This window comes from Psychrobacter halotolerans (assembly GCF_039680845.1).
Lineage (GTDB): Bacteria > Pseudomonadota > Gammaproteobacteria > Pseudomonadales > Moraxellaceae > Psychrobacter.
This window is the reverse complement of record NZ_JBDKWD010000002.1, coordinates 527443-550249: the sequence shown is the minus strand read 5'-3', so window position 1 is coordinate 550249 and position 22807 is coordinate 527443. Positions and strand designations below refer to the sequence as shown.

Here is a 22807-nt window from a genome sequence, read left to right as displayed (position 1 = left end):
ATCGCATAAAAAGGCCATCCTAAGATGACCGTTTTTAATTGATATTTTAATCCATAAAGGTAAGCACTAACCATAAGTCCAATGGACTGCTGAATATCGGTGTTGATGAAATACGCAGTCATTACTTACTTGTTTGTCAGTAAAATTTTTTATTTTGTTCACCGTAATAGCGATTTTTTAGAGTCTACTGGCCAAAAACTCAGGCAAAAATACCTCGCTAATCATAAAGGTTCGGCCATACCAATCATATCGCGTTTGCCGCTGCCACCCTTCGCTTGTCTGCTGTATAACGCGTTGATTGGGTAAGGTACGTTTGCGCTTAAACAATACATAGCCGATGGGCGTGCCTTTGAGCTGCTGCAAGCGCCGCGCCCGCCCTATCAAACTGGGTAGTGGAAAGAGGCTTTGCGCTTTTACCCATGGCTCCTCATCATTGCCATATAGCTGCACTTCACGCACCCAAGCCAGCATGGGACGACCCAGCATCGCCCCTTGTACGCCTAACTGCTTTTTTTGCGTTAATGATAAGGGGCGATAGCCTTCAAACACACGTTCAACGCGCAATGGCTGTCCTGCTTTGACCTCTAGCGCCGCGGTTAAAGAGCCTTCGACCTGTAACCAAGGGAGTAATGCTGCTGGAGGCGGTAAAAGATGAGTAGAAGAAACGTGGGTGCTGGACATAGTTAGTGACTAATTAAGAAACGTTAAAAAAGAGATTTAAAAATCAGGCATATTATCGGCGTTAAATGGCAAGGCTTCAAAGGCTTGCTGGCGATACTGCGCCATATGCAGGCGATCTTGGGTACAAAACTCACTAATCGCAGGTACAAAACGCGGATCATAAATGCGATGCAAAGAATGCGTTGCCGTTGGAATAAACCCACGAATCAGTTTGTGCTCGCCTTGCGTCCCCGGATCAAAATAGGTTAACCCTTGCTCAATGGCAAACTCAATGCCTTGATAATAACACAGCTCAAAGTGCAAGCTATCGTACTCACCAAGTGCGCCCCAATAGCGTCCGTACAAGGTCGCACTATTATCAACATTACCATCAACACTGTCGTTGTCGCTATTACTGGCAGGCGTATCATATAAGAACAAACTGCTGGCGATAATCTCGCCCTGCGCGTCGAGCGCTTGTGCCAACATAAGATGCTCAGACAGGGTTTGCGCCAATGCCATAAAAAAATCAATCGTTAGATATGGCTGCTGACCGCGCACTGCATATGTCATCACATAACAATGATAAAAGGCTTTCCAGTCCTCATCGGTGATGGCATCCCCGCATTTGCGCTGGCAAGTAATGCCTTGTTCGGCAACTTTGCGGCGCTCAGCACGAATGGTTTTACGCTTCTTGGCTTTTAACGTCGATAAAAACGCCTCAAAGTCGGCAAAAGGCTGACTGTCTTTGAGCAAGTCTTTATTTTGCCACAAAAACTGACAGCCTTGGCGCTCCATTATCGGCATCTCAATAGGCACAGGCTCCATTCCTTCGTCATGAGCAGCTATAGCAAGCGCTATGTCCTGCCCCGTCGGCATAGAGGAAGTAGTAATAGAGGCCAGCTCAGGCGTGACAAACAGTCCATGCCAGCTCGATGCGCCCACTTGCTGCGCAATGTCATCAACCCCTGCAATCGCGGTTTTGACAATATCTTCATTTAAGGTCTCACCTTTCGCCAACCAAAAACGCTGACCCGTAATTGGCGTATAAGGAACGCTGGTAACCAGCCGCGGATAATAATCAAGGCCGTAACGCGCATAAGCTTCTGACCAAGAATGATCAAATACAAACTCACCGCGATGATGACCTTTTATAAATATGGGCATTACCGCAATCGGTTTGGCATCGCCTTGCTCTGTGTCGTCGGTTTCGTTGCTAATTGCATCACTGAATTCACCGTCAGTTGCATTATCTGCTGAGTGATCGGCAACGCGGTACACCAAAATAAATATCGGCAACCAACCAGCTTTCTCCCCTATCGCCCCCGTATCGCTGAGCGCCTGCCAAAAGGCAAACGACATAAAAGGGGTGTCTGGTGTTTGCCAGTCAGTCTCATTTTGCCAACTGGTGTCATTAATCAATGCGTATTCTAGATTCATACTGATGGTCACTGTAGTCGCTATAGGGTTGCCGAGCGTCTATCGTTTGATAAATTCTATCGTTTAATAAAGTCTATCGTCTGATAAATCTTATCGGCTCATCACCTAGCCTAGCAAATTTTTGCCAGTTTGCTGTCACAATTTGCAAAAACGTTTTTCAGTGAAGCAAAGAGCAGATTCAAGATTGACTATAGTAAGATTACTATAAAAAAGCGTCAGCGTGGCTGGGATGAATTTTTTGCCGTCTCTGTCGGCACAGCAAGCAAGCAAAATTGTTACCAGTCACATATGATAATGTCGTGTGCCGATTTTATGGAGTATCGACTATAGAAGTGACTAAAAGATTGTGCCGTAAGATTAAAGCAACGCGTCAATCCAAAATAGGCAGTCAACCCAAAAAATAGTTGTAAACAAGATAACGTAAAGCCGATATCAGTGTATCGCGCTTACTACGTGCTTTTCACACAAAAAACTGGCGGGATTTTGTCTTAATAGAGGGGTATTTTTTTCACGCAAAAGCAGAGTAGTTGTATGGAAAAGATGATATCGAAGCGGATGGCTGGTAGAATAACGTTGTTGTTAGCTTAATATAATTCAAATACATAGGATATGAGCGAAAACAGTATACTTAGTTCACTATACGAGATTGACATCAACGCTGCTTTATAGTTGATGGATGGCTAGTGAATTGACATCTAAATAATATCAGCATCCGGTCTTATAACGCTGTTTCGATGAAGATTAACAAAAAAAGCGTTAAACCATTATAAAAGCGCTTAAGAGACCAGATACGAGAGAGTTAACGACATCGCTTATCATCGCATAGTACTATTTATCTATACTTAACATCATATTTGAGCCTTATTTTAACTCTAGCCTAAAGGAAGACACTACTAACATGTCAAAAATTATTTATACAAAAACTGACGAAGCCCCAGCGCTTGCCACCCTATCATTTTTGCCTATTGTTAAGGCATTTACAAAAACAGCTGGCGTCGATGTTGAAACCAGTGATATCTCAGTTGCGGCGCGTATATTGGCAGAATTTCCTGAGTACTTATCTGAAGAGCAACGTGTGCCTGACAACTTAGCTGAGCTAGGTCGTCTGACCCAAGACCCAAACACTAACATCATTAAATTGCCTAACATCAGTGCCTCTGTACAACAGTTAAGAGCCGCTATCAAAGAGCTACAAGGCAAAGGTTATGCGATCCCTGATTTCCCAAGCGATCCTAAAACGGATGAAGAAAAAGAGATTCGTAAACGCTATGGCAAAAGCTTGGGTAGCTCTGTTAACCCAGTTTTGCGTGAAGGCAACTCAGACCGCCGTGCACCAAAAGCGGTCAAAAACTACGCGCGCAAGCATCCACATTCAATGGGTGAATGGAAACAGTGGTCGAGCACGCACGTATCGCACATGCATCATGGCGACTTTTACGATGGTGAGCAGTCTATGACCCTAGACAAGGCGCGCACTGTCCGCATGGAAATCTTGACTGACGCAGGCGAAACTAAAGTATTGAAGCCTAAACTTGCTTTGTTGGACAAAGAAGTTATCGATCTTATGTACATGAGCAAAAAAGCGCTGCTTGAATTTTATGAGCAAGAAATGGAAGATTGCCGCGAAGCGGGTATTCTCTTCTCATTGCACGTAAAAGCGACGATGATGAAAGTATCGCATCCTATCGTGTTTGGTCATGCGGTTCGCATCTACTATAAAGATGCTTTCAAAAAGCACGCAGCACTGTTTGACGAGCTAGGCATTAACGTCAATAACGGTATGGCAAGCTTGTACGAAAAAATCGCCGAGCTACCAGCCAGCAAACGTGAAGAAATCGAAAACGACTTACATGCTTGCCAAGAGCATCGTCCACGTCTTGCCATGGTTGACTCAGCCAAAGGCATCACCAACTTCCATTCGCCAAGTGACGTCATTGTTGATGCTTCTATGCCAGCCATGATCCGCGCAGGCGGTAAAATGTGGGGCGCTGATGGCAAAATGTATGATTGTAAAGCCGTCATGCCAGAGTCTACCTTTGCCCGCATTTATCAAGAAATGATCAACTTCTGCAAATGGCACGGTAATTTTGACCCAACCACCATGGGTACCGTACCAAACGTTGGCCTAATGGCTCAAAAAGCAGAAGAGTATGGCTCACACGATAAAACTTTTGAGTCTAATGATTCAGGTATCGCTCGTATCGTTGATGTTGATACCGATGAAGTATTGATGGAGCAGCGTGTTGAAGAAGGCGATATCTGGCGCATGTGTCAGACCAAAGATGAGCCAATCCAAGATTGGGTAAAACTTGCGGTCAGCCGTGCACGTGAGTCTAACACGCCAGTTATCTTCTGGTTAGACCCATACCGTCCACATGAAAACGAATTGATCAAAAAGGTGCAAACTTATTTAAAAGAGTATGATACTAAAGGTCTACATATCGAAATCATGTCTCAGGTTCGCGCCATGCGTTACACCCTAGAGCGCGTTGCTCGTGGTCTTGATACGATTTCTGCCACCGGTAACATCTTACGCGATTACCTCACTGATTTATTCCCAATTTTAGAATTAGGAACCAGTGCCAAAATGCTGTCAGTCGTACCATTAATGAAAGGCGGCGGTTTGTTTGAGACAGGCGCTGGTGGTTCTGCACCGAAGCATGTACAGCAGCTTATCGAAGAAAACCACTTGCGTTGGGATTCGCTAGGTGAATTTTTGGCCTTGAACGTATCTTTGGAGCATTTGGCCAAAAACGACAACAATGCCAAAGCCCAAATTCTAGCGGATACGCTTGATAAAGCCACTGAAAAATTACTGCTAAATGATAAGTCACCATCACGCAAAACGGGTGAGCTTGACAACCGTGGCAGTCATTTCTATCTAGCGATGTATTGGGCAGAAGAGTTAGCTGCTCAAGATCAAGACGCTGAGCTAAAAGAGAAATTCTTATCGTTGTCAAAAGACCTTGAGAGCAAAGAAGCGGCTATCGTTAAAGAGCTGAATGATGCGCAAAACAAATCAGTAGATATCAAAGGCTACTACTTGGCTGATGAAAAAATCGCTGAGCAAGTCATGCGTCCAAGCACCACCTTTAATAACGCTTTGGCCTCTTTATAATGGTCTGATTGTACTGGATATAACTCGTTGTTGAAGCTCGCTTTAATGACGAGCTTTTATACCCAATCAAGTCAGAATGAATAAGAAACACCTCACAGTTCTTAGAGCTGTGGGGGTTTTTTTTGGATGATAAAAAAGTCTCCATAACTATCATAACCGCTGCGATAGTCGATGGAAAATCATATGCATACCTCATTCTTGAACACCCGTTTTATATAAACGGTTGCTATATAAATGGTTGCTATATAAAAAGTCGCTTTATACAATAGTGTCAGTCCTAAATAAAAAAAGCATACGCATTATCAAATGCTACTGACACAAATTTTTCTTACTTGCTGTGCCTTTACAGACAAAGGCTACGCAAAATTTATGCCAGTAGCACTGTCCTCTTTTTAAAATGGATCGCCTATATGTCGGTTGTAGTAGTTTCAACCTGACCGCTTTTGCTATATTTATAGCTTCATTGACAGCTTCAACGACTGCTTGCTTGATTGTCTGATTTACCCACGATTTGCCTTAGGAAACCCTGCATTATGTCGACCTCTAGTCTCGTTTTATTTAATAAGCCTTATGGGGTACAAAGTCAATTTCGTGATGACAGTAACAATGACCATACTACCCTGTCTGACTACTTTACGGACAAGTCACTACGTGTTGCTGGTCGGCTCGATGCTACCTCAGAAGGTTTGCTTATTTTGACCGATGATGGACGAATCAATAAAGCCATTACCCATCCACCCAAAGCCAATGCGGGTCGTAAACAAGGCAAAACCTACTTGGTGCAAGTGGAAGGAGTCCCTACGACTGAGCAACTTAATCAGCTTCGACGTGGCGTGATTCTCAAAGACGGCAAAACCCTGCCCGCCGATGTCACACACGTCAGTGAAGAGACATTACCCATGCCACTGTGGCCGCGTAACCCACCGATACGCGAACGGAAAAGCGTGCCAGACTCATGGCTGATGCTCACGATTTATGAAGGCAAAAACCGTCAAGTGCGACGTATGACGGCGCATGTTGGCTTGCCTTGCCTACGTCTTATCCGCTGGTCGGTTGCTGAGTTTGAGCTGGGAGATTTGGCCGTTGGCGAGTCTGTGCGTATTCAATTAAACAATGAGCAATACCAGCAATTGGGAATTACCCAATAGTTTACTTGGCTGTTTATTACGGGTTGTTGCATGATAAAAAAGGGAGCGTTCCATGGAAATAAAAGAAATAAGCACGACCTCGGGTCTGGTCGAGCAACTACGTGCATTGCTAGTGGATTGTATCGAGAGTGGCGCATCGGTTGGTTTCTTAACGCCAGTCGATGGGCAAGAAGTGACATCATATTGGTCGTCGGTAGAAACAGAGCTTGCCTCCGGTCTTAGAAAATTATTTGTTGCCTATGACGACGAGAGGATCGTGGGTGCCGTCCAACTCTCACTCTGTGCAAAGCCTAATGGCTCACATAGAGGGGAAGTTGAAAAGCTCATGGTTCATACGAGTGCTCGCGGTAAAGGCGTCAGTAAAAAGCTAATGGCATTCATGGAAGGTGTGGCTGCTGAAATCGGTTTGTCCTTGCTTGTACTTGATACTCGTCTGGGTGACGTTGCATCGATACTATATCGCTCCATTGGTTACAACGAAGCGGGGCAAATTCCGCAATTTGCCCGTAGCTCTACCGGAGAGCTTGAAGCTACTGTCTATTTTTTCAAGTTATTATAAGTTAGACAGTACTAAAAGACAGATTCGTTAAGGCCAGTTATATCAGAGAGAGTTATGTCAAAAGTAATATTGAAAGGGTTTATCTTAGTTCCTGAATCGGCGCTTGAAATAGTCAAAAGTGAGCTGGCAAACCATAAACGCCTGACCCTCGAAGAGCCTGGTTGTATAACGTTTAGTGTCACTGAACATCCAGAAAACCCACTTCGCTTTGATGTTTACGAAGAATTCATCGATAAATCGGCATTTGAATATCATCAGAATAGAGTCAAAGCCTCTCATTGGGGCAAAGTGACAATGGATGTTGAACGTCATTACGAAGTCACAGCGTGAATGACTAACAATTAAACGGTAAACGAGTGAATATGGATCCTATCATCGGGCTGGTAAAACAAGACCCACTGAGAATCAAAGCGTTGCATTAATTTATGTGCCGTCCTACACGATAAATATCCTCCCGTTACGAAGTTTTAAACACTGCGTCTCGAACTGGCAAGATTTATCTGATAAGATTCAAACCCTTATTACCTACGTGTAAATATGCGCCCTTCAGTTTATACGGTTTGTTCTAGCTAGGGTTTTAGTTAAGGATAAAGGATACCTCATGACTTGCTCTCACCGTTTTGCCCTTCTTGCCATTTGCACGTCTGCTGCATTGACGCTGAGTGCCTGTCAGCCAGCAACAGAGGACGATCAACCCGTTCCTGTAGAAGAAACCTCCCCGCCAGTGACTGAAATGACGCATGCCGAGCATGAAAACATGTCTGACGATGGATTGGCAGAGGGTGACGATGTTGCCGATGAGTCTCAGATGTCTGATATGCTCAGAGACTATACAAGGTCAATGACAAGAATGCATGACGAGATGATGATTGGCATGGGTTATAACGATCCCGATACTGCTTTTGCTAAGGGCATGCTAGGCCATCATCGCGGCGCGGTAGACATGGCAAAAATCCAGCTGAAATATGGTAATGATGAAACCATGCGCCAGCTTGCGCAAGAGATTATAGACAATCAGCAAACTGAGATTGATATTTTGAACAAATGGCTTGCCAGCCATCCTGATACCGCCAAGCCTAAGCCCAATACCGAAGCAATGCAGCAAGCATACGCTAGAAGTATGGATGTCTTGCATGGCGATATGGTACTTGGTATCGCTGATCCTGTGCCTGATGTTGCCTTTGCACGTGGTATGTTACCGCATCATATGGGCGCGGTAGACATGGCAGAGATTGAGCTCAAATACGGAACAAACGAAGAGATGCGTAAGCTGGCGCAAGAGATTATTGATGCTCAGCAACCTGAGATTACATTGATGAAAAATTGGCTGGCAGAGAATAAGACAGAGGATAACCTCGATACAGATGGCAACTCTAGCTCAGATGATAAGCTCGGCAATGCCCATGATGAGCACATGAGTCATACCGATAACGCCCAATCGCCAGCCTCTTAGAGACTTATTTGCTTTTAATTGATTGCCCAAATCCTCTCGAAACCGCCAGTTTAGATTGTCAGTTTAAAATCATTGTTTTAAAAATGACAGTTTAGAACAGCGCCACGAAATCAATGAAAAAGGCCATATCAAAGAAAGTTCAGCGTCATGGTCTTTATCCATTTTCAATAAAAACCCCCTGCTAAATAATTTTTAGCAGGGGGTTTACGTTTATGAGTCGCACGCGATTATTAATCTAACGATTGTTACTTACCCTTGATGACGATCCATCGCGTTGAGCCATATCTGTGATAACTCGTCATTGTCTGCTAAAGCGCTCTCCTCCTTGATATGCAAACTGACTTTATACGGTGTACTTTCTTCATCATACGGTACGCTTTCTTCATCAGTATTGCTCGCGGCCTTAGGCTGCACTTTGACAGACATTAGCTCGTCACGGCGAAACAGATGACACGCAACATCGCGTTCAGCTTGGCTAAGCGAAACCAGCTGTTTATTGGTGGCTTTGATACCATCAATTGCGATAATAACATCGTGCGCCGAAATCCCAGCGTTAGCCGCAGCACTATCGCGCAGTACGCGATTGACTTTGAGTCCTAATGGGGTTTCGGTACAGCGCAGTCCCCAAGGCACATGCTTGGCAGCCGTCTCTTTGGTATTGGACCGCAACTTGACGCCATTTGCTGCCAGCAGCGTGTCAATAGGCAACTCTTCAACACCATTGACATAACGACGTTCAAAATCTTCCCAATCTGCGAGTGGCATAAACTGCCCGATTACCTCACCCATATCAGCACTGCTGATACCGATGCGTTTATTGTCGTTTTGTTTGGCTCGGCCATAAAAAGCTTTTACCACGTCGAACAAACGATAGCGACCTGCGCTTTTTTGTAGCAGGGTCAAATCCAAACATAGCGCGACCAGCGCCCCTTTATTGTAGTAACTGATACCTGCATTGCCCGTATTCTCGTCACTGCGGTACAGCTTAATCCATGCATCAAAGCTTGACTCTGACACACTTTGTTGCGCGCGGCCTGGTGTTTGATAATAGCGGTTGATCTGTTCAGAGAGCAATTTAAGGTAACTGGCTTGATCAATCACCTTTGAGGCCTGCAACATAAAATCATCGATATAAGACGTAAACCCTTCAAATACCCACAGCAGTGGCGTAAACGCTTCACGGCGCAAATCAACGTCAAGCATCACATCAGGACGGACTGTTTTGACCCACCATGAGTGAAAATACTCATGGCTACAGAGTCCTAAAAACCGCTGATAATCAGCGCTTGGTATGTTTGGTTCGTCAACCTTTGGCAAGTCAGCGCGCGGCGTAATCAGACTGGTAGAGTTGATATGTTCAAGACCGCCATAATCTTGGCCGCTGGCAAACGTCATAAAGGTGTAATCATCAAAAGGCGCGTCACCCAGCCAATCTAAATACGTCTGGCAAATCTGCGTCACATCTTGTTGTAATCGGCCCATGTTGGCATGGTGCTTTCCTGAGAGATAAAACTTGTGCGGCAATGTCTGATGCGTCTCGTCATGGACGATAAAATCGGCAATGTCTTGTTCTGCAATTTCAAAGGGATAATCGATAAAATCGTGATAACTGCTGGCTTGTAGTCCATAGCTGTGGTGCCCGTCATTGTTCGCATCATCGGAACGCAAATGGGTCGATGTTAGGCCACAGGCTAAGACCACACGGCTGTCATCGATATCAGTCAAAAATGCAGCTGGAACCATCAAGTTTGCTTTGATTGGTGCCGTTTCCTGCCCTTCTACGGCAAGCGCTAGGGACGTAAAATTTCCATATAGGCGCTGCTGATCGACATAAGCGGTACGCACTGATAAATCGTAACAGTAGACTTCATATACCGCTGTGACGGTTTGTCCTGCCTGCACCTCTGGCAATCGCCATGTGTTTTTATCTATTTTTTGAGCGCGATATCTCTCAGATTGTTTTTCGCCATCCGTTATTTGATACTGCACCGCCGTAATGTTTCGAGCAAACTCACGCATCAAATAGCTGCCCGGTATCCAAGCTGGTAACCACAGTTCAGGCGCATCAGTACTTGCTGTAAAGCTGAGCGTCACATCCACCAAATGCTCATAAAAACGTTCAAAATCGAATCGATAATGGATAGCAGCCATAGGGCTGGTATTTGTATTGGTCGTCGTGTTGGTAAGAGAAGCCATGTTTTTTTGATCCTTATTTTTATTATTATGGTAGAAGTACTGACGCAAAAACGCAACCGACAAACCGTAAACCATTTATCTCGATTATTAAATCGCAAAAAAATGGGTTTATTTTTATAAGATAGGACATTTATTGGCATTAAATAACATTTTTTCTGTTTCTTGCCTTGAAAGTTATATGACCCATCGCAATTAAAGAGGCTAACTGCTAAAGTTACTTTAATAAACTGATGATAATTGACTAATGACGTGCCTATTGGGCTTGCTGATTGGGTTTTTTAGGTTTATTGCAACCGCATTTAATTTTTTACACAGATATATTTAGGATAATTTATGACTACTATCGCAAAAGACACCGCCGTCAAATTCAATTACACACTAAAAGACGACGAAGGCAACATTCTTGATCAATCACCAGAAGGTCAACCACTTGCGTATTTGCATGGCCATAGCAACATTATTCCAGGCCTTGAGCAACAGCTAGAAGGTAAATCTGCAGGCGAAAAAGTCAACGCCGTTGTAGAGCCTGCTGACGGTTATGGCGAATATCAAGAACAAGCAGTACAACACGTACCACGTGAAAACTTCCAAGGCGTTGATGACATCCAGCCTGGTATGCAATTCCAGTCAGAAGCTGGCGGTCAAGTGATGCTAGTGACGGTGACTGACGTTAACGATCAAGAAGTAACCGTTGATGCAAACCATCCATTGGCTGGTAAGCGTTTGACTTTTGATGTTGAAATCCAAGAAGTACGTGCAGCAACTGAAGACGAGCTAAACCATGGCCACGTACATGGCGCTGGTGGCGTTGAGCACTAATCTCTAACACAGTATTAGAGAATGAATTGGATGACGCGCTATAACTGAGTGCATCATCTGATTCAAAAAAGGTCAGTGGCTATGTCTGCTGGCCTTTTTTTATGGGTGCTTTTTATGGACACTTTTTGCTGAAGCAATTTATGCGCTTATAAACTTGCTCTGGTATACATTTATTTTTTGATAGACATAACAAAGCCGCATAACGACAAGCATTATGCGGCTTTTATCACTAACCATCCATGTTAACGTTACACGATACCTAATCCCGAGATATCTTATAACTGGCGGGCATCTTGCCCTATCATCCTTGATCTATAAAACACCTATCCCTGATTCGACTTTGTAGATACCAATCCCTAGTACCAATGAACCATTTCGTTCATTCATGTCGTGCATTTATAATCGCAGATTGACCGAGTGTTAGTAAGAGGTCTAAGCGTCAATTCGTGTAAGCATATGCTTACACTGATTAATAAAATGCTTTTTATCACCCATCATGCAAGAGTTACAGCTTTTCGCTAGGACTTAATAATGTTTCAGGCTCAGCACTTAGCATCAGATAAGCGGCTTCATTAATAAAGGCTTCGTCTTCAGGCAGCTCTGGGCGCTCATTGGCTTTCATGCGACTACGCTCCTCGAACTTGGCATCCATGGCGGCTTGGTAGGTATTCCAATTCGCATACGGGCGCTCGCCTGTGGCAATCAAGCGTCTGTTTTCAGCTTCTAACGAACGCTTTTCGATTAGCTTCATTTTTGCGCGGCGACTATTGATATCAAGAAGGATAGGCTTTTTCTCATCTTCCATATCTCGAATGTCATTTAGTGCGGATAAATAGACAAACTGAGGGTTTTTCTCTTGACGAATTTTAGACTGCTGATTGAGTGTCGCAAGCGTTGAATCAGTGAATTTGCCTTCAGGCTTGTAAGGGGCAGTTTTGATGGTATCCCAAGGTAAGGCATTCTTTTGCGCACGCTCACCAAAGGTGGCGTCATCATAGATGTTGACCAATTCTACATCAGGCACCACGCCTTTGTTTTGCGTACTACCACCAGTGACACGGTAGAATTTACGCTGCGTCAATGTCGCTGAACCCAATGCCAAACTGTCGAGCTGAATCTGAGCAGAGCCTTTACCGGTCGTCGTACTACCTACAATCAAACCACGACCATAATCTTGGATTGCAGCGGCAAAGATCTCACTGGCTGAGGCTGACGCTAAATTGGTAATCACCGTCATCTTGCCATCATACAGTTGCTCACCACCATCGTCATCACGGTAGACTTGTACATTACCGCGATTGTCACGGATTTGAACCATAGGTCCACCTTTGATGAAGAAGCCGAGCATTTTGGCCACTTCATCTAACGAGCCACCTGGGTTGTTACGCAGATCCACCACGAGTCCATCGATGTCTTCTTTATTCAATGCTTTTAGCGCATTTTCGGTATCGATACTGACGCTGCGATAATCCTCTCCATTGCGGCGCGCACGATAGTTCAAATAAAAACTTGGTATCTCAAGTACCCCAATACGTTTTGGTGTCTTATCAATATTGGGACGCTGCACTTCTACCACGCGATGAGAGACACCCGACTCTTCTTGCTGAATGATGTCACGAACCACGGTAACATTACGAGCACTGGCATCAGGCGTATTGGGTTGACGCACCTTGATTGTCACTGATGTACCACGTTTGCCGCGAATCAAGCTGACAATTTCACGCGTTGACCAGCCGACCACATCGGTCATATTCTCGCCGTCTTTTGCGATACCAATGATTAGATCATTGGGTTTAATCTGACCCGACTTAGCCGCTGGACCACCATCTACTAGAGTGACAATGCGAGTGTAATCTGGGTTTTTACGGTCAGGACGAATAGAGACGCCAATACCTTCTAGTTGCAAGCTTGACTGGATTTGCAGCTCGTTGGCTTGGATGGGTGCATAATAATTGCTGTGTGGGTCGTAAGTCAGCATCGCTGTGTTTAAGATAGTCTCCATGATCTCGTCATTGGTGAGACGCGTAAACTGCTCATGCTGGCGTGATAAACGGTTTTGTAAAATCTCACTGGGTGTGCGTTGATCGTTACGCACCAAATCCTGTCCGCGCGTGATGTCTGGATTGCTTAAGAACACCTCTTCTTTGGCCTTTTCGTCTTCTTGGCCTAAAGTGATACTCATTAACTGAAACTTAAGCTGACGTGTCCAATAATCGCGCTGCTCTTTTTTGGTTTTAAAATGATTGAGCTTTTCACGGTCAAGTACGATCGTCTCTTTGCCCGTCAAATCAATCTTTGTTTTTAGCATTTTATTTGCCATCGTAAAATACTCGTTCGAGCGCGTGCGGTAGCGCTCAAACACGTCTACGCCGGCGGACAGATCACCACGTTTGAGACGAGCACCGAAGTCGTCGGCGTATTTTTTCTTAAACTCATCGACATCAGATTGCAAAAACAGCGTATGGTTTGGATCAAGGCTGTCGATATACATAGATAAAATCTCGCTGCCAGTCTTGCTGTCTAGCGGCTGATTAAGATAATGACTACGATCCAGCAAAGCCGCTACTTGACGAGTAGTGATTTTTTGTTCGGGAGTCTGTACAAAGCCTTCCGTATTGGTATCCGCTACGGCTGTGCCATAGCTTTGGGTAAGAATAATACCGGCGATGCCCACTGACGCGGCACTGAGTAACCACTGTGCTGGTTGTTTTTTCATCGTATTTACCTAGTTGTCTTAAGTTAATAATGTTAATAATGTGAGTTACGTTGGTAGGTTAGTTATTTGGTTAGCCTTACAAATTAGTGAGTCAGCTGTTATGGATGAATATAAGCTTTGTTTTTCTACTTATAGTCGATACTAAATAAAATGGATACACAATATTAATGCGTAATTGGTAAAAAAATTTTAAAGCCTTTAAATGGCTGTTTTCTAAGCTAATAGATTTTAGAATCTATCGCCTCTCAATTTTATTGGTGACAGTTAATATAGCGTCAAAAATCAAGCAATATTATCATGAGTATCAACGGCAAACTGTCTCAAACTGTATAAGCAATCTTACACCCTACGCCTGCACATACCAAACTTTCTATCATATTTATTGTGGCTATCATCATCAATATTTTGGTTATGATTATTGTGCTGAGCTTACTTATGCCAGCGACCATTTTTATCTCATTGCCCCATCAGATTATACGCATGCCCTAATAACTGTCATAATAAGCCAATCGCGACACTGATATGGCGCATTGGTTTTATTCGCGCGTGTCCATAAACTTATAATACAACACGACATAACACAATAAGGATTACGCTATGTATGGCGTTTTAATGATCGATATCGGTAGTACCACCCTGACGGCTGAAGACGTCAGTTTAATCAAACAAGCACAAGTTGGCGGCGTGATATTGTTTGCGCGTAATGTCATCGATGCCGCACAGGTGCGAGCATTGTGTGATGATATTCGCTACCACAATCCTGATATATTAATCGGCGTCGATCAAGAAGGCGGCCGCGTTGCACGCTTGCGAGAAGGCTTTACACCGTTGCCTGCGATGGGCAAGCTTGGGGATTTATTCAACAAAGACCCAAATCGAGCGCTCAGCTGTGCTTATGACTGTGGCTATCTGATGGCAGCAGAAGTACTGGCCGTGGGTATCGATTTAAGCTTTGCCCCTGTGCTTGATAGAGATGGTATTAGCCAAGTTATCGGCGATCGCAGCTTTCATCACGAGACACCCACCATCGCAGCGTTGGCAACTCAGTTCATGCGCGGCATGAAAACGGCGGGCATGGCAACCACTGGCAAACACTTTCCCGGTCACGGTGCCATCGCGCCTGATTCACATGTGTCAGAGGCCGTTGACACACGTAGCTTAGATGACATTATTAACAGTGACATGCAACCATTTGTACAAACCCTGCCATGGCTAGATGCACTCATGCCAGCGCATGTGATTTTTTCGCAAGTGGATAACCAGCCAGCAGGGTTTTCTAAGATTTGGTTAAAAGACATTCTTCGTAAACAGCTCAAGTTCGATGGTGTGATTTTCTCTGATGACTTATCGATGGCAGGCGCAAAAGCGGCTGGTAATATCAGCGCCCGTGTCAACGCGGCCATTAAAGCAGGCTGTGATATTGCACTGGTTTGCAACGACCGTGTTGCCGCCCACGAAGCGGCAGAAGCAGCGCAAGAGCTGCCTTATCCACATCAAAGTCGCATTAAAACCATGTGTGGCAATATTCCTCTATGGCAAGGCGACCTTGCCTCTACTTGCCAGCAGTTCGACTATTGGCAGCAAGCCAAACAAAACGTCACTCAGACTTTTTTTGAGACACAAACCTCAGAGCAAGCAGATGATAAGAAGGATGAAACAGCAGATCCTACCAATTATAAATAATAGTTGATTGGTTTGGATCAACGCTAAATCCATACCTATCCTCTGGCATTTGCAATATCATGCTTGTTGCCTATTCAATCCTAAATGAAAAAAGGTCATTTATTATCACGCGCTACTGAAACAAATTTTTCTTGCTTGCTGTGCCTTCGCAGACAGAGGCAGCGCAAAATTTATCTCAGCAGCGCTGTATTTATTTTATAGTGGATCAACTATAGATTTACCCACAAAAAAACCGCTCCTTTATAAGAAGCGGTTTTTTATCATGGATAAACGGTTAATACCTTAAAACGAACAACAGACGTTTAGTTGGTTGGATCTAATGCTGTGCCTTGAGTGGCATCATCACCGTCTGGTAATAAATCATCGTTGTTATTATCCAGTGGGTTCAAATCTGGATCCATTACCGTACCATCATCTGAGGCAGTATCACTACCTAACGCATTATTACTAATTACCGTATCATCAGTGGCATTAACATCTTGGTCATTAACAATGAACTCAATGCGGCGGTTACGGAAGCGGCCCTGCTCGGTTGAATTGTCTGCAACAGGTTCAGTCTCACCCATGCCTTTGGTAGACAGTTTGCTTGCATCAATACCTTGAGATACCAAGTAGTCTTTTACAGATTCAGCACGCTCTTGTGATAGCTCCATATTATAAGCATTCGACGCTTGGCTATCTGTGTGACCAACGATCATCAAGTTTAGATCTGGTACTTCGGCCATTATTTTGGCAGCACGGTCAAGGAATGCTTTATTAACATCAGGAATAATCGCTTTATCCAACTCGAAGTTAATGACCTGTATGCTCAGAGCGCGAGCGACATCACGTGGATCTGGATTTTCTCCAAGATTCATCATCGCAGCATCAGCTGCTGCTAAGCTATCATCGATCTCACCTTGTAAGTCTAGTGGACCTTCTGCTTGTACCGTCATAGCTGGCGCGGCTGCTTGTAGATCAGCCACCAGTTGCTCTAATGCCGCTGCATCTAGCGCATTAACAGTAATGTTGTCGCCTTTGATAATCATGCTAGCATTTGGTACGTTTTTGACGATAGGTAGGATAGTGGCAAGCTGCGCTGCTGCTGGCATATCAACGGCAAAGTTATCATCGACATCCGCACGGCATTTATTGGCTTCATCGCCAAATGCACTGGTTAATGCGTCCATCACGTTGGTTTGTAGCGTTTCATCACCCACGTTCATGCGGCAAGCGTACAATTCGTTGTTTTCGCCTGTCGCAATGCTTAATGAGGCAGCTTCGACGTCTGATGCCACGGCTACTTGTTCATTATCGTTATTGGCTTGTTGCTCAGTAACAACTGGCGTCGCTACAGGTTCTGGGTTGTCTTGGCAACCGCGTAATAGTGCCCATGCGAGTGCACCTAAGATAATCAAACCAATGATGGGCAATAAAGCTTTCATAAAGCTGCCTTGCTTTTCTTCTTCATGCTGTAGTGGCGCGGTGCTCACAGTATCAGATATGCGCTCACCCGCAGGTGCAGCAGCCAACATACCAGCGGGTAGCACTGTACTTGCCCACGCAGGGATATGATGTTGATAGCTATTGAGGTTGTCATTTAGAAACTGTGGTACTGGCGTATTGCCTGCCAAGCTTTTGATTTCGTGAAAGGCAAGCGGCGCTGCCATCGCAATCAAACCACGAGCAGCGGTCTGATCAACGTTGTGTTTGGCCGCCAACTCGCGGGCGATCTGATCACGGTGAGTATCGTCTGTCCAAACGCGATCGTAGAATTTTTGATCGTCACGGGCGATATTTTCGTGACCAAAGCGGTCGTATGTCTCTTGATCAGACAAGCGAGCCGCAAAAATAGCATAAAACTGCTCAAGCAAGTTTTGTTTGGCTGGACTGCTATCGTCCCCTAATACGGCTGGACTAACCGTTCGAGTCAAATGATTGATAATATCCATAATAGGTGTTCTCCATTACTTATAAATATAATTTGGATGATGAAAAATAAAATCACACCACAAAATTGTGGTGAAAAAGCGTTTCTACGTTTCTATCTACGTTCCTATCTATCTACATTCCTATAAGATAAGAACAAGATAAAAACTATAATAGTTAGAGCTCTTAGAGCCTATGTTTCGACTGTTGTTATTATAGGAATTTTAAGCTCAAGTTCACAATCCACACGTTGTTGTGCAAATGATACGTTAAGTAATGTTTCAGTTATGACACGTAACCAAAACCGAGAATAGGTACAAGTCCATAACATATTCCCTACTCATTATGAGGGATAAGTCTCAAAGTACATTGTGAGGCACCGCAAATAAAAAATAAAGGCAGGACGCGAACCCTCTCGTACTGCCTTTATGGTTACCAAAAGGGTTGGCTAAATTAAATAACCGCTATCTTACTTGCGCTGGTTCAACGACAATGACGCTATTGGCCATGTCATCGACTTCTGATAACGAGATAGGCCCAGAGGGTCTGGTCGGTGCATTATTAATTGGCCTATTGTTGTTGGGTACATTGTTATTCGGCAAATTATTATTCGACGAATTGCTATTTGGTGAGTTATTTGGAATATTATTCGCTGCATTATTTGAGTTATTGGTTGGGACATTATTGCCGTTATTATTAAAGCTGCCATTGTTGGGCGCAGGCAGGTTCGGTGCAGGTATGACCCTATCACCCGTATTGTCATCAGCTGCTTGGTATTGCGCTGATCCGCCATTATAGTCGTTGTTGTATTGATTATTTGACCGATCCCCTCCGAACTGACTGCTGTCTCCATTCATACCTACTACATTGTTCACCGCATCGCCACTGCCGCTGTTAGGCAAAGGTAAGGGCGCATTGGTATCAATCGCCATGGTCGGTGCTAAAGTGCGTACGTCTGTAATCAGCCGTTGTAGCAACTGGCTGTCTGGCGCCTCTAAGGTTAAGCGATCATTTTGTAAATGTAGACGCGCAAAGGGTACGGATCTGAGTGAGGTAAAGACATTGGACAAAATCTCTGTTGGCATGCCAGCTATGCTACTCGCCACGCCCTCTCGTATCGTCAATTCACAAATACTCGCTTGTTCACCAAAGCTGGTATTGAGCGCCTGCTGTAGCGAGCTTTGCAGCGCGGCATCGCCAATGGTTGCGCTACAGTTGTATAGACTGCCTGTATTGTCTACCGCAACGATGAGCTCAACTGGCGTCGTCACTTGAGCGGGCGGTTCAACCGCTGGCGTTACGACTACAGGCTCAGCCGCAACTGGTTCTACTGGCGGCACGGCATTGGGTCTAAATAGTAGCGCCCAAGCCGCCAATGCAAGCGCCGCTAGGGCTACTATCAATAAAAATACGCGTATCAATAGATCGTTTCGTTGATTACGAGTGCGTATCTTTTCGTGCTTCATGCTGCTGTTTTCGGCCCAGTGATGCGCCGATGGATTGACATGAATGGCATCAGTATTGGTTTCAAGGTGAGTCGCTGGACTGTCTATATAAGTACGTTCTATATCAGGGTTTTCTACAAAAGGCGGAACAATTTTATTTTTAGCGAGATTCGGCTTAGAAGGATTGGCAACAGAAGTATCCACGGGCGTGGTAGTGCCATCTGCTGCACGCCCTTCTGCTGCCCTTCCTATGGTGGGATTTGGATAATTGGAATTGAGATAGTTTGAATTTGGACGGTTTGAATGTGGCGTCAAGTCCGATTCCAGACTGGGGTTTTGGGTTGCAGCGATAGCTGTGATAATAGGGGCTGACCATATTGGTAGATAAGGACGTAAGGCTGCCTGCTGACCCTGTAAAAACGCTGGTAAAAACTGTCCATCCGCCAGTATTTTGAGCTCACGATAGGCCAAGGGTGCCGCATTATTGAGCAACTGCGAGGTTGTCAATGGGTCAATGTGATGGGTGGCTGCCAACTCGTTGATGATCGTCTGCTGCATGGCTTGGTCTTGCCACAACTGTTCGAATAGAGGCCTGTCTACCGCGCTATCAGCAGTGAGCACATCATCACTACGAATAAGGTCTGAGTAAACGTGCGGCAACGCCAGACGCGCCGCTAAAAGCGCATAAAACTGCTCAAGTAAACTGACGTAAGCCACGCTATCCTGACTGTCACTATCGCCGACAATAGCGGGCGTTACGGTTTTCTCTAATTGCTCGATAATGCTCATAAACTATTGCCTCTGCCGGCTGTCTTTTTAATGCTAAAAAAAGGAGGTATCTATCTTATTTAACATAAATAAGTACGGTTCATTAATATGGTACTCTGAGATACGTCTGTTATTTATCGTGACCGTCAAAGTACGACGCCCGACTTATTTTTTATCATATTGCTATATTATTCACTATAAAAGCCTATAAGTGCACTGTTTTGTCACATAATAAATTTTTATGGGGTTCTAACTGCTGTTAGTATTACTCTATTATTAAGGCGTAAGGTTTAGTAATTCGTCATTGGTTATGTTTATTTTTCATTCAGCCGTAACGCTCAGGCGTTGAACATTTGTCATTTGTAACCATCTCTAATATTGCCACATATCAGGCGCGGCCTAAGGATTTTCCTTTGTTTAACCATACGACTCTTATCATTATTATTACTGTTATAGTCAGTTTATTGGCGTGGCAAAATAAGGCGTTATTTAATCGACTTATTTTTTACCCACCCGCTGTCAATAATGGTCAGTGGGATCGTTTTGTCACGCATGGCTTCATCCATGCCGATAGCATGCACCTGCTTTTTAATATGTTTACCTTATACTTTTTTGGGCGCGCTATTGAAGGCCTATATCAACCATTTTTGTTTGGTTATGGTTTTGTGGTTTTTTATGTGTTGGCAATCATTATTGCGATGATTCCAAGTTATATTCACAATAAAAATAACGCCAGTTATTTAAGCCTTGGGGCATCAGGCGGTGTATCAGCCGTGTTGTTTGCGTTTATTTTGCTAGCACCGTGGGAAAAAATCTATTTATTTGCCATTATCCCTATTCCGGCGATTCTGTTCGCTATCGCCTATGTCGCTTATAGTATCTACGCTGACAGACGTGGTGGCTCAAACATCAATCATATGGCTCACCTCTGGGGCGGCGCATTTGGTGTTATTGCCACTATTATATTAGAGCCAAGGGTATTGCCACACTTTATCAATGCGCTGTTGTCGCCTGGTTTTTAGATCAGTTGCTTTTGACAGGCTACTTTTGATAAATAGTTTTTAATAATACAACACTCAATAACCCGAGTATTTAACAACATTGAGATTTAATAGTTCATTATGATTATAGATATTATTGGTGATATTCACGGTTACGCAGACAAGCTGGTGGGCCTACTAACACAATTGGGCTATCACCATAATGGACAGCATTTCGTGCCGCCAGCGGGTCATCGAGCGCTGTTTATTGGAGATTTGATTGATCGCGGACCACAGCAACTAGCGACGTTAGAAATCGTTTTTGCCATGTTGGATGCCGACGTAGCCGATGCGGTAATGGGCAACCATGAATACAATGCGTTGGCCTTTGCCACACTTGATCCCAATGACAATACCCAGTATTTGCGCTCACATAGTGACGCTCATGTACGCCAGCACGAGGCATTTTTAGCCGAAGTACCGTTTGGCTCAGAGCTGCATCAGTACTGGTTACAGCGTTTTTATGAGATACCTTTATGGTTTGAAAGTGAGAATGCGTGCTTTGTACATGCTTGCTGGGATGTCGATAGTATGGCTATATTAAAGCCGTTACTGACAGAAGATAACTGTCTGACACCTCATGGACTGATCGCCACCGCTCACGAACCAAGTGCGCCGTTTGATGCGCTAGAGCGCGTGCTAAAAGGCGTCGAAACCCCGCTACCTCATGGTATGGCCATGGTTGATAAAGAAGGCACTAAGCGCACGCGAGTACGGGTTCGCTGGTGGCTCGATGCGCTCAATACACGCACGCTTTATGAAGTGGCGCGCGCGCCTGTCTCTGCTTTGGCACAAATTCCAAGCGATGCGCTCGCTGAAAACATCGACTTTGCACTCAAAACTCATAAACCTGTGTTTGTCGGTCATTATTGGCTGACGGGTACGCCTGAGCCGCTAAGTAATCAGGTAGCCTGTACCGATTATTCGGCAGCGGTAGACAGTGGCTATTTGACTTGCTATCAGCTTGATACTGAGCAGCCGCTGCCCTTACAGCCTAGCAATTTTGTCCAGTATCGCCATGATCTTACTAGCGATAGCGATCAGTAAATCTCGTGCTATTCTTACTACTTTGTGACTAAAGCGCAAACTTGGCTTTACGAACGCGTCAAAATTTTTGTATGATGGTCTTTTTGAGGATATGAGCGCATGAGCACAACATCGGCTACCGTCAATACTGCTGAGCAAAATGGACCTATCACCTCCCCTACGGGCCAACCAAAAGTTGGCATTATCATGGGCTCACAATCTGATTGGGCCACCATGAGCGCCGCTGCACAATTGCTAGTAGACTTTGATATTGCCTTTGAGTGTGAGGTAGTCTCAGCACACCGTACGCCTGATAGATTGTTTGATTATGCCAAAAGCGCCAAAGATAATGGCTTACAGGTCATCATCGCGGGCGCAGGCGGTGCGGCTCATTTGCCCGGTATGTGTGCCAGTCAAACCCCCTTGCCTGTCTTTGGCGTTCCGGTCAAATCCTCTATGCTCAGCGGTTGGGATAGCTTATTGTCTATCGTACAAATGCCTAAGGGCGTTGCGGTCGGAACGTTGGCCATTGGAACGGCAGGCGCATATAACGCCGCGCTGCTAGCGATTCAGGTATTGGCATTGCATGATCAATCGATTGCTACTAAGCTCGATGATTTACGTACCACGCAAACTGACACGATTCTTGCCAGCCCAACACCCGGTATTATCAATCACTAACACGCATTGAGTGAGGGGTAATAGATGTCGGGCATAGGTAAAAAACCGAGATATCTAACAGAGACAGTCCCAACTATCTGACTTTGATTGGTTTGGTTAGAAAACTATCATTAGAAGACAATGATTAGGAAACTAAGATTAGATAGG

Annotated in this window: 16 protein-coding genes; 10 read left to right on the top strand and 6 right to left on the bottom strand. The window is 44.6% G+C overall.

Features of this window, described 5'->3' with window-relative positions:
• Window positions 1–177: 177 nt before the first annotated feature.
• Both AAJP47_RS05980 and AAJP47_RS05975 read right to left on the bottom strand, forming a co-directional pair.
• Window positions 178–681 carry a chorismate--pyruvate lyase family protein gene (locus AAJP47_RS05980; RefSeq protein WP_346716985.1) on the bottom strand — a complete coding sequence of 168 codons (504 nt, stop codon included), beginning with the start codon at window positions 679–681 and terminating at the stop codon, window positions 178–180.
• Window positions 682–717: 36 nt separating this feature from the next.
• Window positions 718–2100 (bottom strand): GNAT family N-acetyltransferase, encoded by a 1383-nt coding sequence (locus AAJP47_RS05975; protein WP_346716984.1) that lies wholly within the window; start codon window positions 2098–2100, stop codon window positions 718–720.
• Between the two features lie 898 nt (window positions 2101–2998).
• Between AAJP47_RS05975 and AAJP47_RS05970 the strand changes: the two genes are divergently transcribed.
• The 5 genes from AAJP47_RS05970 (at window position 2999) to copM (ending at window position 8378) form a co-directional block, all read left to right on the top strand.
• Window positions 2999–5218 carry an NADP-dependent isocitrate dehydrogenase gene (locus AAJP47_RS05970; protein WP_346716983.1) on the top strand — a complete coding sequence of 740 codons (2220 nt, stop codon included), beginning with the start codon at window positions 2999–3001 and terminating at the stop codon, window positions 5216–5218.
• A gap of 533 nt (window positions 5219–5751) precedes the next feature.
• Window positions 5752–6366: an rRNA large subunit pseudouridine synthase E gene (locus AAJP47_RS05965; protein ID WP_346716982.1), complete on the top strand. Its 615-nt coding sequence runs from the start codon at window positions 5752–5754 to the stop codon at window positions 6364–6366.
• A 112-nt stretch (window positions 6367–6478) separates the two neighbouring features.
• Complete coding sequence (locus AAJP47_RS05960; RefSeq protein WP_346716981.1) at window positions 6479–6925, top strand: GNAT family N-acetyltransferase; 447 nt, start codon at window positions 6479–6481, stop codon at window positions 6923–6925.
• 54 nt (window positions 6926–6979) lie between these two features.
• A complete protein-coding gene (locus AAJP47_RS05955; RefSeq protein WP_346716980.1) occupies window positions 6980–7255 on the top strand; it encodes a putative quinol monooxygenase in 276 nt (91 codons plus the stop codon).
• 271 nt (window positions 7256–7526) lie between these two features.
• Window positions 7527–8378 carry a CopM family metallochaperone gene (copM, locus tag AAJP47_RS05950; RefSeq protein ID WP_346716979.1) on the top strand — a complete coding sequence of 284 codons (852 nt, stop codon included), beginning with the start codon at window positions 7527–7529 and terminating at the stop codon, window positions 8376–8378.
• A gap of 249 nt (window positions 8379–8627) precedes the next feature.
• Here the strand turns inward: copM and AAJP47_RS05945 are convergent, their stop codons facing one another.
• Entirely contained in the window at window positions 8628–10574 is a 1947-nt protein-coding gene (locus tag AAJP47_RS05945) for a M61 family metallopeptidase (protein ID WP_346716978.1), read from the bottom strand.
• A 333-nt stretch (window positions 10575–10907) separates the two neighbouring features.
• On the opposite strand from AAJP47_RS05945, the gene AAJP47_RS05940 reads away from it, so the two are divergent.
• Window positions 10908–11393 (top strand): FKBP-type peptidyl-prolyl cis-trans isomerase, encoded by a 486-nt coding sequence (locus tag AAJP47_RS05940; protein ID WP_346716977.1) that lies wholly within the window; start codon window positions 10908–10910, stop codon window positions 11391–11393.
• Window positions 11394–11898: 505 nt separating this feature from the next.
• Here the strand turns inward: AAJP47_RS05940 and AAJP47_RS05935 are convergent.
• Window positions 11899–14109 carry a carboxy terminal-processing peptidase gene (locus AAJP47_RS05935; RefSeq protein ID WP_346716976.1) on the bottom strand — a complete coding sequence of 737 codons (2211 nt, stop codon included), beginning with the start codon at window positions 14107–14109 and terminating at the stop codon, window positions 11899–11901.
• Between the two features lie 597 nt (window positions 14110–14706).
• On the opposite strand from AAJP47_RS05935, the gene nagZ reads away from it, so the two are divergent.
• Window positions 14707–15792, top strand: a complete 1086-nt coding sequence (nagZ, locus tag AAJP47_RS05930) for a beta-N-acetylhexosaminidase (RefSeq protein ID WP_346716975.1) — start codon at window positions 14707–14709, stop codon at window positions 15790–15792.
• Window positions 15793–16094: 302 nt separating this feature from the next.
• Here nagZ and AAJP47_RS05925 read toward each other — a convergent pair whose 3' ends face one another.
• Window positions 16095–17723: an OmpA family protein gene (locus AAJP47_RS05925; protein ID WP_346716974.1), complete on the bottom strand. Its 1629-nt coding sequence runs from the start codon at window positions 17721–17723 to the stop codon at window positions 16095–16097.
• A gap of 441 nt (window positions 17724–18164) precedes the next feature.
• Entirely contained in the window at window positions 18165–19934 is a 1770-nt protein-coding gene (locus AAJP47_RS05920) for a hypothetical protein (protein ID WP_346716973.1), read from the bottom strand.
• A gap of 392 nt (window positions 19935–20326) precedes the next feature.
• On the opposite strand from AAJP47_RS05920, the gene AAJP47_RS05915 reads away from it, so the two are divergent.
• The 3 genes from AAJP47_RS05915 to purE all read left to right on the top strand — a co-directional run bounded on the left by AAJP47_RS05915 (window position 20327) and on the right by purE (window position 22660).
• Window positions 20327–20935, top strand: a complete 609-nt coding sequence (locus AAJP47_RS05915; protein WP_346716972.1) for a rhomboid family intramembrane serine protease — start codon at window positions 20327–20329, stop codon at window positions 20933–20935.
• Between the two features lie 99 nt (window positions 20936–21034).
• The gene (locus AAJP47_RS05910) at window positions 21035–22000 is read left to right on the top strand and encodes a metallophosphoesterase (RefSeq protein ID WP_346716971.1); all 966 of its coding nucleotides are present in this window, start codon (window positions 21035–21037) and stop codon (window positions 21998–22000) included.
• A 99-nt stretch (window positions 22001–22099) separates the two neighbouring features.
• Entirely contained in the window at window positions 22100–22660 is a 561-nt protein-coding gene (purE, locus tag AAJP47_RS05905; RefSeq protein WP_346716970.1) for a 5-(carboxyamino)imidazole ribonucleotide mutase, read from the top strand.
• The last annotated feature ends 147 nt before the right edge of the window (window positions 22661–22807 follow it).